This is a genomic window from Methylomicrobium sp. Wu6, assembly GCF_035916875.1.
GTDB lineage: Bacteria > Pseudomonadota > Gammaproteobacteria > Methylococcales > Methylomonadaceae > Methylomicrobium.
Window position 1 is genome coordinate 63,351 of the sequence record NZ_JAXUHN010000096.1, and the last position, 15,559, is coordinate 78,909.

Below are 15,559 nucleotides of genomic sequence, written 5' to 3' on the forward strand. Positions count from 1 at the left end.
CCCTCAAGAGATCCCATGGTTAAACGTCTATTCCTCACTGCTTTGCTGATGATCGGCGCCACCCATGCGGGAGAGACGCCCAAGACCGTCTATGTGACAGACACCCACATCATTGCGTTGCGCAGCGAGGCAAGCAATAAAGGGGCCGTGGTGCGCATACTGGAGACCGGCGCTCCGCTGACCGTATTGGAAATCAACAAGAAAAGCGGTTATTCCCGCATACGTCTGCAAGACGGCACCGAGGGTTATATCCTAACCAACAACACGGCAAAAGAGCCACCGAGCCAGACGCAACCGGCGTCGACCACAAAAGAGAACGCGACGCTGAAATCCGAAAACGCGGCGATGAAGCTCGAGCTGATCAAGCTGAAACAGTTCATCACGCCCGGCACCACGCTCGAACAATCCCTGAGCAAGGAACGGGATCAATTGGCCCGCGAACTCAGCGACCTCAAAGAAACCGCTGCCGAGGCGGCCCAGATCAAGGCTGAGCGCGACGATTATCAGGAACGCTACGTGCAGATCGAAAAAGAAGTCAAGCAACTGGAACGTGAAAACGAAGCATTGAAGGATCGCACCGAGCAGGACTGGTTTCTCTATGGCGGCCTCGTCGCCTCCCTCGGCATGTTTTTGGGCTTCGTTCTGCCGAAACTGAGCTGGCGACGCAAAACAAGCAACTGGGATAGTTTTTAATCGATCTTTACAGCCGGAAAATCGGCGCGCGATCTTTAAAGAATTGCCCCCCTTTTTTCCTTTTTCAACATTTTCCTGGAACTGATACATGGACAATCCCGGCACCGATAAAACCCGTCATTTTTCATCCCTGGTCGTCGACGGCATGGAGCGCGCGCCGAGCCGCGCGATGCTGCACGCGGTCGGCTTCACCAACGAAGACTTCAACAAACCGCAAATCGGCATCGCTTCGACCTGGAGCATGGTAACGCCTTGCAACATGCACATCAACCGACTGGCCGACGATGCGGCGCGCGGCGTCAATCAAGCCAATGGCAAAGCGGTGATCTTCAACACGATTACGATTTCCGACGGCATCTCGATGGGCACCGAAGGCATGAAATATTCGCTGGTGTCGCGCGAAGTAATCGCCGATTCGATCGAAACGGTCGTCGGCTGCCAGGGTTTTGACGGCATCGTCGCGATCGGCGGCTGCGACAAGAACATGCCCGGCTGCATGATCGCCTTGTCTCGTTTGGACCGTCCGGCGATCTTCGTTTACGGCGGCACGATTCTGCCGGGCTGCCATAAAGACAAGAAGCTCGACGTGGTCTCTGTCTTCGAAGCGGTCGGCGCGCGCGCGAACAACAAGATCGACGACGCGGAACTGGCCGAAATCGAGGCGAAAGCGATTCCGGGCGCCGGTTCCTGCGGCGGCATGTACACCGCGAACACGATGGCGTCCGCGATCGAAGCCCTGGGCATGAGCCTGCCGAACAGTTCCGCGCAGGCGGCGGTTTCCGAAGACAAGCGCCTCGATTGCGAACGCGCGGGCGCGGCGGTGTTGGAACTGTTGAAAAAAGGCATCAAGCCACGCGACATCATGACCAAGGCCGCGTTCGAAAACGCGATCACGGTCGTGATTGCGCTCGGCGGTTCGACCAATGCGGTGCTGCATTTATTGGCTATGGCGAACGCGACCGGCGTCGAACTGACGCTGGACGATTTCACCCGCATCGGCAAACACGTGCCGATGGTCGCCGACCTGAAACCGAGCGGCCGCTATTCGATGGCCGAACTGATCGAAATCGGCGGCATTCAGCCGTTGATGAAGGAACTGCTCGACCGCGGCCTGTTGCACGGCGATTGCCTGACCGTGACCGGCAAGACGCTGGCCGAAAACCTGACCGACGTGAAGCCTTATCCGGAAGGCCAGGATATGATTTATCCACTGGATCGGCCGATCAAGAAAGACAGCCACCTGGTCGTGCTGTACGGCAATCTCGCCGCCGAAGGCGCGGTCGCCAAGATCACCGGCAAGGAAGGCCTGGTCTTCACCGGCAAGGCGAAAGTCTTCGATGCCGAAGAACAGGCCCTGCAAGCGATTCTGAACGGCGATATCGTCAAGGGTGACGTGATCGTGATCCGCTACGAAGGTCCGAAAGGCGGCCCCGGCATGCGCGAAATGCTGTCGCCGACTTCGGCGGTGATGGGCAAGGGGCTCGGCAAGGACGTTGCCCTAATCACCGACGGCCGCTTCTCCGGCGGCACGCACGGTTTCGTAGTCGGCCACATTACTCCGGAAGCCTACACCGGCGGCGCACTGGCTGTAGTACAAAACGGCGATCAAATCACCATCGACGCGGAAACCAATCAGTTAACCTTGCATGTGAACGAGCACGAGATTGCCCGCCGTTTCGACAAATGGAAACAGCCAACGTCGCGTTACACCCGTGGCGTGTTGGCGAAATATGCGAAATTGGTCAGTTCTGCATCCAAAGGCGCAGTCACGGACAACCTGGATTGATGAAATGTAGGTTGGGTTAGGCGTCAGCCGTAACCCAACAATCGAAGACACAAACGTTGGGTTACGCTATCGCTAACCCAACCTACAAGGCTGCCCATCAATATATCAGCGGATAGTGGACAAACGATAAAGCTGTTTGCCCACATGACTACGAAGCTTAAAATTTTAATATGCCTCAAAAGAAGAAGATTCTAGTGGTGGTCGGTGCGGGCGCATCCATAGAACTTGGTATGCCTTCTGTAAAATGCATCAATATCTTATTCTCTAAATGGGCGCAAATAGGTTATCCCTTAGCTAGCAATGAATACGGCAATCTTTATTCATTTTTTGTTCGAGAAATTGAGCGATATAAGAAAAATCATTTAGAAAAACATCTTAGGTCCGCTACTAATTTCGAAGAGGTTTTATATGTTTTATATCTCTTGCCTGCCGTATTCTTAAACGGCATTTTTACCTCTCCGATTGGCGCTTTTCTTAGCGGAAGGAAACTACCGGATATACGGTGTTTTGGGCATCATCGAGCAACCGAAACTCAGGTCTTAAACAACCTTGCTTCGGATTTGACTAAATCGCTGTTGTTTGAGTTTAGAAAAAGATGTCAAAATGTTAAGACTGATGATAAGTACAAAAATCAACTAATACAATGGAATGGATTTTTAAGCCAGTTGGATAATGATTTTGAGCTGGCTATCGTCAACCTAAACTACGATGATCTGGTATATCAAGCACTCCGTCCGATAAATACTGGATTCGCCTCCGACACTGGGCTGTTTAAGCCAGAAACCATTTTTTACCGCAAAATCTGGCGGTGTTTACTGCATCTTCACGGTTCAGTTCATTTCGATTTTTGGGAAAGAAATAACTGGCTACATGATCTCTCCAAAGGCCCTGATCTTGAGGCTTTAAAGGCTAGAGGAAGATCAAGTCGACACACCAAAGAAGGGCTGATTTTTCCAGGCTCTGAAATCGTGCTTGGATATGGTAAGTTATCACAACTGCAACCCGAACCGTTCAGAACTTATCATGCTGAACTGGGCAGATTAGTGCATGAATGCGAGGGAGTTTTATTTCTTGGATATGGTTTCCAAGATGATCACTTGAACTCAGCATTTTCAGGATTTCATCATAACGGCAGGCGTCCCGTGGTAATTATAGATAAAGCTAAGAGAGACACCATGACAGTTAGATCCTCTTACGATATATTGCCTGCCTTAAAGGCTCCTACGTTTCCGTTTAGTATCGACCCTCATTCAATGAAATGGCTCAATTATAGTTTTCCAACGAAAGTTGAAAAATTAAATGAAATAGATGAATTTGAAAGCTCAACTGATCCAAATACTCCTTTATCTATCTGGTACGGTGGTATGCAAAAAGCCTGCTTTAATTATCAAAAAATTGTGAATATTTTGAGGCAATAGGACCGTAGCGCGTAGGCTGGGTTGAGGCACGAAACCCAGCATTCAGGCACAAATGTGCGGGGTTTCCGCAAAGCTCCAACCCAGCCTACGCGTTGTTTGGAGAGATACAAGCTCACGGGACTTGACAGAGGGGGTTGGTGCTTGTAATTGTAATAATGGCATTAAGGTGGAATAATTAAAATGAAGCAGTTGAATTTCCTGTCCGTTCCGTCAGATCATATTTGGAGGAATTCCCATGTCCATCATCGTCACCAAGACTCCGTCTGACTTCGTTGACTACCTCACCGATCCAGGTCTGCCTGTCTACGACATGAACATCCCGCTTAAACAGTATGTGTGTTCCGCTCCACAGTTCGGCGGGAATGCAGAAGCCGCACAGGTCATCGGCTATGCCAATCAAAAGATATATGCCGACGAGTCGACACGAAAGAAGATTAGCAGCTATACACGCAATATCGGACGCTTGACCACGGGCCAAGGCTATCCTGACGACTTCATTTTACTGATGGAGCATATGACCGACAACATGGACAAAATGCGTGCGGCACCGGAACTCAAGAATAAGGAGTATTTCCGCAATCCGACTTTCGATGCCGAGGCAATCCTCAATAAGATGGTCGAGAAGAAGGTCTTCGGTCTCGATTGTATCGGCTTCGTGTCCCAGTATCTTGTTTATGCTGGAGTCTGGAAGGAATACAAAACGTATTACCCAGCCGATTACCGCCGTGAGTTCAAACCAGTGAAATCAATTACTGAGGTTGAGCGGCTCTGCCTCGTGATATGGGACAATTACCACATCGGAATCATCGACAGCATCGAATCGTACGACGAGGATCGGAAGGAAATGCTGGTGAACATCTGCCAAAGCTCTTCGGGCGAGGCAAAAGGTCCCCAAACCAATTATGGCGTGACACTCAGACCGCTCCCTGGAGCCGACTACCAAGGAGCATCGAAGTTCAAGATCATCCGGAGTGGATCGCCTGCTATGCCAGTTCCTCACCCCGTCTATATTTGCAAGATGCCAGGCCTCGTTTACCAAGACGATTTGGTTCCCGATTGATTCTTTGCCACACCAGAGTTTTGGTTTCACTATCGTCAGCTTCCTAATGATTGGCCCGCATGATCGTTACGATCAACTTATTTCTTCATCAAGTTAAGTTCGAACTGCATAATCAATAAACCTAACATTTCATGTTGCCCAACCAATCCTTCGTCAACTGGTTCAGAGATTCCTCTCCCTACATCCACGCGCACCGCAATAAAACCTTCGTGATCAATTTCGGCGGCGAAGCCTTACTCGACCCGGATTTCGATCATCTGGTGCACGACTTCGCGTTGCTGAAAAGCCTCGGCATTCGTCTGGTGTTGGTGCACGGGATTCGCCCGCAAATCGACGAGCGGCTGAAAAGACTGGACGCCCCTGCCCTATTTCACAACAACCTCAGGATCACCAGCGATCTGGCCTTGCAATGCGTGAAGGAAGCGGCCGGTACCGCGCGGGTCGAGATCGAGGCACTGTTGTCGCTGGGCTTGGCGAATACGCCGATGGCGGGTTACGGGTTGCGGGTCGCCTCCGGCAATTTCGTAACCGCCAAGCCGATCGGCGTGATCGACGGCGTCGATTACGGCCATACCGGCGAAGTGCGGCGCATCGACGGCACGGCGATCGCGCAGCAACTCGATCAGGATGCGATCGTGCTGATCTCGCCTATCGGCTATTCGCCGAGCGGCGAAGTTTTCAATCTGTCAGCAGAGCAGGTCGCAACGCAGGTTGCGATAGCGCTGAAAGCCGAAAAATTGATTCTGCTGACCGAGCAAAGCTTTTGCGATCCCGACAGCGGCAAACAAATCCAGCAGATGACGACTCTCGAAGCCTGCGCGTTTCTGCAGCAACACCCCGGCCTTCCGATGATCGTCAGCCTGCCCTTGAAAGCCGCGATCCACTGTTCGAACGCAGGCGTCGACCGGGTACATCTGATCGACCGCACGACCGACGGCGCGCTGTTGCTCGAGCTGTTCACCCGCAACGGTGTCGGTACGCTGATCAGCGCGACGCCGTTCGAAGAATTGCGTCCGGCGACGCTGAACGACATCGGCGGCATTCTGGAACTGATTAAACCGCTCGAACAGCACGGCATTCTGGCTAAACGCTCGCGCGAAAAAATCGAAATGGAAATCGCCGACTACATCATCATCGAACGCGACGGTTTAATCATCGGTTGCACCGCACTGCATCGGGACGAACAGAGCCAAAGCGGCGTGATCGCCTGTCTGGCCGTGCATACCGATTACCAAGGCGCTTCCAGAGGCAACCGGTTGCTGGAATATGCCTATGGTATGGCGAAGCGCATGGGATTGAAAAAGATATACGCCTTATCGACGCAGACGATGCACTGGTTCATCGAGCGGGGATTCAGCCAGTCGGATTTACCCAGCCTGCCGGATTCGTTGAAGAGCCTTTATAATCCGCAGAGAAACTCCAAGATTCTCTGCAAATCGATCGACTGAAACCCCGGCATGCCGACGCATACGATCCTGCAAATTTCCGACCTGCATCTTCTTCCGCATGCCGGTGAGACGATGCTTGGCATCGACACGGAATATTATTTTCACCGGGTTCTAGACCATGCCTTCGCGGCAAATCCCAAAATCGAGTTGATCCTGGTCACCGGAGACCTGACGCAAGACCCTTATCTCGACTGCTATCAGCGCATCGAACAAAAACTACAGACTTACGGCATCCGCTGCATTTGCCTACCCGGCAATCACGATGACGATGCGCTGATGCAAAGCGCCTTGAATGTGGGCCGGGTCAGTTGCAACAAACAAACATTCATCGGCGACTGGCAGATCATTGCCTTGAACAGCCGGATTCCAGGCAAACCCGGCGGACGGTTGGCAAAGCAGGAATTGGACTTTCTGGAAGACTGCTTACGCGCTTACCCGGATCGGCACGCGCTGATTGCGGTGCATCATCCTTGCCTAACGATAGCCAGCCCGTGGCTCGATGCGATGATGATCGAAAATAGTAATGAATTTCTTGCCGTGCTGCACCGCTACCCTAAGGTCGAGGCGGTCACTTGCGGCCATATCCACCAGGTGGTGGACAAGCAAGTTGAATCGCTACGCATCTTCAGCGCACCCTCGACCTGCTTTCAATTCGAGCCGAAAAGCCTGGAATTCAGCGTAGTCGATACCGCGCCCGGCTACCGGATGATTCGACTGCAGCGGGACGGCGGTCTGGAAACCGCCGTTTACCGCTTGCCGGAAGCGCTCAGCGGTTTACGGCCTAAAGCCGATCCCTATTGAAAATCCTTACCCATCGAGAACACAACTATGCCCTTGCCCCGGCCTTTTTGTTTTTGAATCTGCGGTAGCCTTTGGGAGGTCTCGCCGTTTGCCTTTCTCCAACCGTTTTGCCCGCCGCCTCGACAGGCCCCCCTTCGATGGCCAAAATCACGCTCAATTCGGTCATTGCACGCAGATACACCTTGCGCTTGAAATAAACGACATCATTCAGCGGCTCCCAGTAATCCACCCAGCGCCAGCTATCGAATTCCGGTTTAGGGCAATGGTCGAAACGCACGTTGGATTCATGCGTGACCAGCCGCAACATAAACCAGATCTGTTTTTGTCCGATACAAATCGGCAGCGTATTTTTGCGAATGTAACGTTCAGGCAGTTTATATCTTAACCAGTAACGAGTCCGCCCAAGCACCTGAACATGCTGCTGCTGCAAACCGGTCTCTTCCCACAATTCACGATACATCGCCGTTTCGGGGTCTTCGTCTTGATTGATACCGCCTTGAGGAAACTGCCAAGCATTCATCCCCATCCGTTTTGCCCAAAACACGCGACCCTCGTCATTGCAAAGGATGATCCCGACATTGGGCCGGTATCCTTTCGAGTCTATCATGTCAAAACCTTATTGTTTGCCTTGCCTTATCCCGAACGCGTATATGATAAAATTGCCAGGATGGCGGGGGCAGTTAAATTAATACTTCATTGAACCATAAAATCAACCGAGTTTCCATAGGCGATCAGCCTTTTATTATTGACAGGATAGCTGTGAGTTTAGCAATTTTCGATTTGGACAACACCCTGATAGCCGACGACAGCGACTATTTATGGGGACAATTTTTGGTTGATCGCGGCATCGTAGACAAAGATGAATATGAGCGGGCGAACGCAAAGTTTTACGACGACTACAAACACGGCACCTTGAACATCGTCGAGTTTTTGCAATTTTCGCTGCGCCCTTTGTCCTTGCATACAGCGGAACGGCTTTTCCGGTGGCGCGACGAATTCGTCGAGGACATCATCCGCCCTCTCTTGCTGCAACCGGCTCTCGAACTGGTCGCCAAACATAAAAAGCGCGGCGATACGCTGATGGTGATCACTGCAACCAACCGTTTCGTAACCGAACCGATCGTGGAACTGTTCGGCATCGAAAACCTGCTCGCGACCACGCCGGAATTCACGGACGGACGCTATACCGGCGGTTTCATCGGCCTGCCATGTTTTCGGGAAGGCAAGGTCGCTTATCTCGAAAACTGGCTGCAAAGTTCGCATGAGTCGTTACAAAATAGCTGGTTTTACAGCGACTCGCACAACGACCTGCCCCTACTGAACAAGGTCGAAAACCCGATCGCGGTCGATCCCGATGACACCTTGCGGCGGCATGCGGAATCGGCAAAATGGCCTATCATTAGTCTACGCAACGGCGTGTGTCCCGCCGATCATTTGCACAAATGACCCCATAGCCCATTATGGATATACAGGAAAGCCTACCCGAAGCCGATATAACGCCGCCTGAAGCTGAGCCGAAACCGAAACGTAAACCGGCGACACATAAAAAAAAATCGACGAGCAAAAAAGGCGCCTCGAAATCCCGCAAAAAGAAGAAAGCGCCGCCGCCCGGTTATCTGCAGCGAAAGCTGGCGATGATCGCTATCGAACTGATCAGCCTGGCGAGCGTCGCAATCTCCGTGATTATCGTGCTGCTCGGTTATTCCGCCGACCGCTTCACCGGCACCCGTTTTTTCACTAATTTATTGCCGTTTGCGTTCGGAGTATTGCTGTTGGTGCTGATGGCGGTCTTTTTTGTGCTCGGCTGGTGGCGGTTGCGGCAATGGCTGCATTTGAAGTCAGAATTTTTGACGCCTTTGATCGCCGCCAGTCTGGCTATCATCATCGGCTGGTTTAGCGTGCAGGATAATTTCGCGCTGGCCTACGGACAATTCCGCACGCTGGTTGGCGGCAAGGAAGAAGCCGGGCGGGTAACCCTGTCACATCAGGTTTATGCCGCTTACCGGCGTTACGGCGCCAAGGACCTGCAAAAAATGCTGGACCGGTCCAAGGAATTTACGCCCGCGATCGAGGCCGCGGCCGCGGCTTTCGATGTCGACGTGAATATCCTGCACGGCATTGCCGCAGCCGAATCTTCGTTCTTGCCGAGAGACAGCGCCGACGGCGGGCGCGGCTTGTTCCAGATTACCCAAGTGCCGAAGGCGATCATCAAAGAAGCCTCCAAGCGATTGGAGATCGACAAACTGGACTTACAAAATCCGAAACACAATGCCTTTGTTGCGGCCGCGACCTTTAAGCATTATCTGGCTGAAATGAACGAAGACTTGTTTTTGGCGCTCCTGGCCTACAACATCGGTCCCGCCAACGGCGGTTTGCGTTTCATCATGAACCAATACCACGCCTCGGATTTTACGACCATTCAGCCCTATCTCCAGGAGATGCCGCGCGGCTATCCGGTGCGCGTATTATCCTATTCGCTGGCCTTCCGGCTTTGGCGCGAAGAAGGCAAACTGCTGGCCTATGAAGAGGGCAGGAATGCGCTCCATATCCAGAACATCGGCATACCGGGTTTGAATGGCAATTTATAAAGCGCCGAAGCCTTAAACTTCATCCAATTCCAGTTCTTCTTCGCTAGGCAAATTGATCGGCGGCTCAAATAAACGGTAGAGCACCGGCACCAATAAAATGGTCATGACCGTTGCGCTAAACAGTCCCCACACGATCACGGTCGCCAAAGGCCGTTGGACGTCCGAACCGAGACCGGTCGCCAGCGAGGCCGGCACCAGGCCCAGAATCGCAACCAAGGAAGCAATCAAAATCGGCCGGATACAGCGCACGGAACCTTGTACGATCGCTGTTTCCAACGCGGTGCCGTTTATCCGCAATTCGGTGATGGTGCGCACGATCAGTACGCCGTTCATGATCGATACGCCGAAAACCGCCGCGAAACCGACGCCGGAAGAAACGTTCACGTTCATGTCGCGTAAATAGAGCGCCATCATCCCGCCGACGAAGGCGAAAGGAATCGCGAACAAGAGGATCAGCGCCGCGCGCAGCGAGCCGAAAGTCGCTAGCAACAACATAAAAATCACGCCGATGCTGGTCGGCACCAGGATTTTGAAGTGTTGTGCGGCGCGCTCCAAATTTTCAAACATGCCGAGCCAGGCCACCCGGTAGCCGCTTGGAACCGTTATTTCTTTTTCGAACAGCCGTTGCGCCTCCGCGACAAATCCGCCTTGATCCCGGTTCACGATGTCGGTGCGCACGGTCAAACGCCGGCGGCCGTCGCTGCGGGCTATGATCGTTTGGCCATCGATGATGTCGATATGCGCGACCTGCGCCAAAGGAATCGGAATGCCTTCCGCATTGTAAACGGGCAGCCTCCCGATCGCGGCGGGAGAAGACAAATATTCCCGCGCGAAACGGGCGACAATGTCGATACGACGCTCGCCCTCGAACAAATGGCCGATCGGCGAGCCGCCGATCGCCACATCGATCAGTCGATTGACATCTTCGACGCTGATGTTATAGCGCGCGCAAAGAAAGCGATCCGGCTTGATCACCAATTGCGGTTGAGGTCCTTCCTGCTCGATGCTGACGTCTGCCGAACCCTGGACTTTCGTCAACAATTCCTTGGTCTTTTGCGCCAACCGCAGCAACACCTCCGAATCGGCGCCCGAAAACTCGACGGCCAAGTTGGCTGAGGTTCCGTTCGCGTCTTCTGTCACGCTATCGATGATCGGCTGGGTAAAATTGAAGCGGGTGGTTGGAAATTCGGCGCGGAAGCGCGCGCCCAAAGCGGCGACCAATTCCTGCTTGCGGGTATATTGCGTCCACTGATCGCGTGGTTTGGGGCTGACCAACATTTCTATCCGGCTGGGCGGAAAGGGATCGGTGCCGCTGTCGCTTCGTCCCGCCTGCACCACGATAAAATCGATGTCGGGAAACTCCAGCGCAATTTGTCGTAGTCGCTGGCCGAACTTGGAGGTTTGCTCCAGCGCCGTGCCTTCCGGGAAGTTCGCACGCACCCAAAGCACACCTTCATCCATGTAAGGTAAAAATTCAGTGCCAAGACGGGGCACGATCGACAGCAAACTGGCGAACAGCACCGCCAAAGCAACAGCAACCGTGCGCCAACGATGGCGCATAAGCTTTTCAAGCAATACGCTATAGCGGGGATAGAGCCATTTCAACACCGGACTTTCCCAGTCCTGATAGCCATTCCGAAATAAATAGCTGGCCAAGGCCGGCACCACAAAGATCGCAAACAGCATCGCGCCGAACAAGGCAAACAGAATCGTCAATGCCATCGGCCGAAACAGCAGGCCTTCGATATGCGTCAGCGTCAGCAAGGGTAAAAACGCACCGACAATCATCAGTATCGAGAAAAACACCGGGCGCTCGACTTCCAGCGACGCATGCAATACCGTTTTGGCGACGCCGGTCTGATTTTTTTGTTGTGTCGCTTCATGCAGGCGGTGGGCAATGTTTTCGGCTATGATCACCGCTCCGTCGACGATGATGCCGAAATCGATCGCGCCGATCGACAACAGGCCGATCGGAATGCCGATCGCGTTCATCAGCACCAACGCAAACAACAACGAAAACGGAATCGTCAACGCAACCAGCAAGGCCAATGAGGGCCTGCCCAAAAAAAACAGCAGCACCAGCGTCACCAGCGAAATCCCGAGCAATACGCTGTGGCTGACCGTATGCAGCGTATTATTGACCAACATCGACCGGTCATAAATCGGCACGACCTGCACGCCCTGCGGTAAATCGACCTGGTTAAGCTCGGCAATGGCATCCTTGACATGGTTCAACACATTCGAAGGATTTTCGCCCCGGCGCATCAGCACGATGCCTTCGATCGTCGCATCATTGCGGTCCTTGCTCAAGATGCCGGAAGGCACTTTCGAATCGATTTCGACATCCGCCACGTCGCGCACATAGATCGGTGTACCGCCATGCGATTTGATGAAGATTTTGCCGATTTCCTCGACGCTTTGCAGCGCTCCGCGCCCCCGAATCACAAAGGACATGCTGCCGCGCGACAGCACACTGCCGCCCGCGCTTTCGTTGTTGGTCTGGATCGCATCGACCACATCGCTCAACGACAACCCGAAGCGCTGTAATTGCGCCGGATTCATCAGCACCGCATATTGTTTTTCGTAGCCGCCGAAATTACTCACATCGGCAACGCCCGATGCGCGCAGCAAATGCGGGATGACAACCCAGTCATTTATCGAACGCAGTTCGATCAGATCGTAGCGGCCGTCCGAGACCAGCTCATAGCGTAAGATTTCCCCGTAAGCAGTCGCCAATGGCCCCAATTCGGCCGAGGCGCCGTTTGGCAAATCCAAACCGGTCAGTTTTTCCTGTACTCGCTGCCGAGCCCAATAGCCCTCGACGCCTTCCTCGAAAATCAATTGCACGACCGACAAACCAAAAATGGTCCGCGAACGTATCGTGTCGACCCGCGGCACGTTACGCATTTGAATCTCGATCGGCACGGTCACCTGACGCTCGACTTCCTCGGGCGCCCGCCCCGGATAAACCGTAATCACCTGAACCATTTGCGCGGAAATATCGGGGTAGGCATCGATCTGCATCCGCGAGAACGACCATAGGCCAAGCAACGTAATCACGACCGCGGCGCCCAACACGATCAGGCGGTGATGCATCGCCTTATTCAGGAGTTGCGGAATCATTTCGAAACACCGTCGGGTTGCATCTCTTTGGCCGCCTCTTCATTCAACAATGCCTGGACCAGCATCGGTTTCAACAGAATCGCGCCGGTGCCGATGATTTTTTCGCCACCCTGCAATCCAGCCAGAATTTCGACCTTATCGCCGATGCTTTCGCCGACCTGGACTTCGGTAATCTTCCATAAGCCGGGACCGTTGCCGATGAACACAAAATCAGCATTCTTACTGTGCAAGACCGCATCCGAAGGCACCAAGATCGCCATTCTGGGATCGGTGCCGAGGCCAATCTCGGCATACATGCCCGGCTTGAATTTGTTATTCACATCCGGTAATTCAAAAAAGACGCGCAAGGTATGCTGTTCGGCGGATAACGCCGGCGCCAGGCTCTTGACCTTGCCGTTGAAGGTTTGTCCGGGCAAGCCGTAAAATTTGGCCACGCAGGCTTGCCCGGCGGAGACCAGGCTGATTTTTAATTCGGGCACGTCCGCTTTGATCAAGGAGGTGCCGGAAGCTGCATTTTCCAGCAACACAGGATCGACGCCGTCTTGCAATAAGGTTCGTTCCAGTGCGGCGCGATTACGCGTCGCGACTGTCAACGCGGTTTCGGCCTCATAAACTGCTTTTTGGCCTTCCAGTTGGACTTGCAGAAGATTCGCTTCGGCGGCGGTCAGATCTCTGATCGCCTCCGTACCGGTCGCGACCAGTTTACGCAAGCGCTCGACCACCAGCCCTTGCGATTGCGTTTGCGCCGCAGTCAATTCGCGGATCTTGGTCAGGCGCTTGATGTTGAATTCTTTTTCCGCGCGCGCCCGCTGCCAGTCCGCATAAACTCCGGAAAGCTCGATCGTGTTGAATTGCCAGCGGTCCTCGCTCGGATTCGAGCCCGGCGCCAAATGCGCCACGACAGAACCCGTCGCCAAGAGCAGCGGCGTAGTGATTTGATCCCTGAGGACAACCGAGATATCCAGCTTTTGTTCCAGAAGACTCCCTGCTTGCACGGCAACAATCCTTGGCCCTGCCAGTTTGACCACTGCCGTAGCATCAATATGTTGCTGGGCTTGACCGGCTTGCCATACAACCGGGACAAACAAAATAACAGTGGCGAATACGATTAAGCGGGCTTTGAACCGCAGGCTTCGGCCAGTAAATGAAAATAAAGAATGATTCATCGCAACACTTCTTTTCCGATAACGGCATTGAGTTGATATAGGGAGTGCCAGTAATTGGAACGACTGGTGATGTGCAAACGGTAGGTCTCAAGAAAGACTCGTTGTGCGTCCAAGACCTCGATCAACGTTTTACCCCCTAACTCATAAGCCTGATTGATTTTGTCGCGCACGTTTATGGCCGCATCCAGTTGACCGGGATCATCATAGACCATGATCTGATGTGCGGAAGCAAAAGCATTGACCGCTTGATCGATTTCGCCGCGCAGCGTGGTTAATTGCGCCTGCAAATTGGATCGGGACTGAATCAACACCGATTTTGCCCTGGCGATATTGCCCTGATTGCGGTCGAAAAGCGGCACGACAATATCGACTCCCGCCCCCCAGGAGTTGGCATCGGGAAAACCGATGGCCTGCTGCTGAAACTGGCGGGTATAGCCGATCTTTGGCACGACTTGCGGATAGGCTTTGCTTTCTTCCAACGAAATATCGGCATTTGCTTTATCGAGTTGCCGTCGCAGGGATAAAAGATCGGGACGGTTTTCCTCGGCCAATTTAAAGGCCTTGTCGATCTCGAGCGGCGTCGCCGGCTCCGCAACTTCCAGCGATCCTTTCACCTGAATCGGCACATTTTCGACGATGCCAAGCAAGGTGCGCAATTGATTCAGGACGGCGTTCAATTCCAGTTCGCGCGCATGCACATCGCGGTGGCTGCTGAAAATGGACAGGCGGATTCTGTCCGCTTCGATCGTGCCGACGCCGCCCAGTGCCACGCGATTGATGATGATCCGCTCCATCTTGGTCAGATTATCGTTATTTTCCTGCGCCAGCTTCAACATCGCCTGAGCTTCCAGCACCGAATAATAAGCCGCGATCGCAGAGGCGATTCTCAACCTGACCGTATTGGCGAAATCCGCGGTGGCAACGTCGACGCCGTGTTGACCGGAAGCGATCGCGGCGGCGCGTTTACCGAACAAAAACCAGTCGATCGGCATCGAAATTCCGGCATCGAATTGCGGCGGGCCGCCTTGCCGGTTCACGGTAAACGTCCTATCCAACTGCATCAACGAGCCACTGACCGACATATTGGGGTTCGGTAGTAAGCCAGCCGTGAGCAAATCCGCTTCCGCCTGAGTAATATTTTCAAAAGCGGACTTTATGACCGGATCGGCTTTTAAAGCGGTATGGATGACCTGGTTTAAATTGAACTCCAGAGCCTCGGGCTTGGGGGATGACGGCTTTTGATCTTCCGGCAAGGCTGGTTTCGGCTCGGATGCGGAATCAAGATCGGCGGGTTTAAATTCCTGCATGTAAGCCGGCGGCAACACAGGCTGATAAGGTGGTGGAGCGCATCCGTCCAGCAGGATCAAAACGGGAATCGTGGAAAAAAATCCTTTTACCTGCGAAGGCAAGCGGGGGGTCTTGCGCATGTTATCAACTACACCTCGTCAACTTTAAGAATATGATCAGGCACCGACT

The 15,559-nt window shown here is 53.3% G+C and carries 12 protein-coding genes; 8 read left to right on the top strand and 4 right to left on the bottom strand.

Annotation, left to right across the window (positions count from 1 at the left end; genetic code table 11):
- Positions 1–15: 15 nt before the first annotated feature.
- From U2W12_RS19220 to cpdA, 6 genes are all read left to right on the top strand, one after another.
- Positions 16–693 carry a TIGR04211 family SH3 domain-containing protein gene (locus U2W12_RS19220; RefSeq protein WP_326502316.1) on the top strand — a complete coding sequence of 226 codons (678 nt, stop codon included), beginning with the start codon at positions 16–18 and terminating at the stop codon, positions 691–693.
- Between the two features lie 88 nt (positions 694–781).
- Complete coding sequence (gene ilvD, locus U2W12_RS19225) at positions 782–2,479, top strand: dihydroxy-acid dehydratase (protein WP_326502317.1); 1,698 nt, start codon at positions 782–784, stop codon at positions 2,477–2,479.
- Between the two features lie 170 nt (positions 2,480–2,649).
- Entirely contained in the window at positions 2,650–3,897 is a 1,248-nt protein-coding gene (locus U2W12_RS19230; RefSeq protein ID WP_326502318.1) for an SIR2 family protein, read from the top strand.
- A gap of 235 nt (positions 3,898–4,132) precedes the next feature.
- Positions 4,133–4,957 (top strand): hypothetical protein, encoded by an 825-nt coding sequence (locus U2W12_RS19235; protein WP_326502319.1) that lies wholly within the window; start codon positions 4,133–4,135, stop codon positions 4,955–4,957.
- 131 nt (positions 4,958–5,088) lie between these two features.
- A complete protein-coding gene (gene argA, locus U2W12_RS19240) occupies positions 5,089–6,405 on the top strand; it encodes an amino-acid N-acetyltransferase (RefSeq protein ID WP_326502320.1) in 1,317 nt (438 codons plus the stop codon).
- 9 nt (positions 6,406–6,414) lie between these two features.
- Entirely contained in the window at positions 6,415–7,206 is a 792-nt protein-coding gene (gene cpdA / locus U2W12_RS19245; protein WP_326502321.1) for a 3',5'-cyclic-AMP phosphodiesterase, read from the top strand.
- 25 nt (positions 7,207–7,231) lie between these two features.
- On the opposite strand, the gene U2W12_RS19250 is transcribed toward cpdA, so the two are convergent.
- Positions 7,232–7,813: an RNA pyrophosphohydrolase gene (locus tag U2W12_RS19250; RefSeq protein ID WP_326502322.1), complete on the bottom strand. Its 582-nt coding sequence runs from the start codon at positions 7,811–7,813 to the stop codon at positions 7,232–7,234.
- 152 nt (positions 7,814–7,965) lie between these two features.
- Here U2W12_RS19250 and U2W12_RS19255 point away from each other — a divergent pair, with 152 nt between their 5' ends.
- On the top strand, positions 7,966–8,652 hold the full coding sequence (locus U2W12_RS19255) for an HAD family hydrolase (protein ID WP_326502323.1): 687 nt from the start codon (positions 7,966–7,968) through the stop codon (positions 8,650–8,652).
- Positions 8,653–8,666: 14 nt separating this feature from the next.
- A complete protein-coding gene (locus U2W12_RS19260; protein WP_326502324.1) occupies positions 8,667–9,794 on the top strand; it encodes a transglycosylase SLT domain-containing protein in 1,128 nt (375 codons plus the stop codon).
- Between the two features lie 12 nt (positions 9,795–9,806).
- Here U2W12_RS19260 and U2W12_RS19265 read toward each other — a convergent pair whose 3' ends face one another.
- Genes U2W12_RS19265 through U2W12_RS19275 form a run of 3 tightly spaced genes read right to left on the bottom strand, consistent with a single transcriptional unit; the run spans position 9,807 to position 15,510 of the window.
- Positions 9,807–12,917, bottom strand: a complete 3,111-nt coding sequence (locus U2W12_RS19265; protein WP_326502325.1) for a CusA/CzcA family heavy metal efflux RND transporter — start codon at positions 12,915–12,917, stop codon at positions 9,807–9,809.
- Positions 12,914–14,083 (bottom strand): efflux RND transporter periplasmic adaptor subunit, encoded by a 1,170-nt coding sequence (locus tag U2W12_RS19270; protein WP_326502326.1) that lies wholly within the window; start codon positions 14,081–14,083, stop codon positions 12,914–12,916. The genes U2W12_RS19265 and U2W12_RS19270 overlap by 4 nt, the downstream gene beginning before the upstream one ends.
- Positions 14,080–15,510 carry a TolC family protein gene (locus U2W12_RS19275; RefSeq protein ID WP_326502327.1) on the bottom strand — a complete coding sequence of 477 codons (1,431 nt, stop codon included), beginning with the start codon at positions 15,508–15,510 and terminating at the stop codon, positions 14,080–14,082. The genes U2W12_RS19270 and U2W12_RS19275 overlap by 4 nt, the downstream gene beginning before the upstream one ends.
- Positions 15,511–15,559 lie beyond the last annotated feature (49 nt).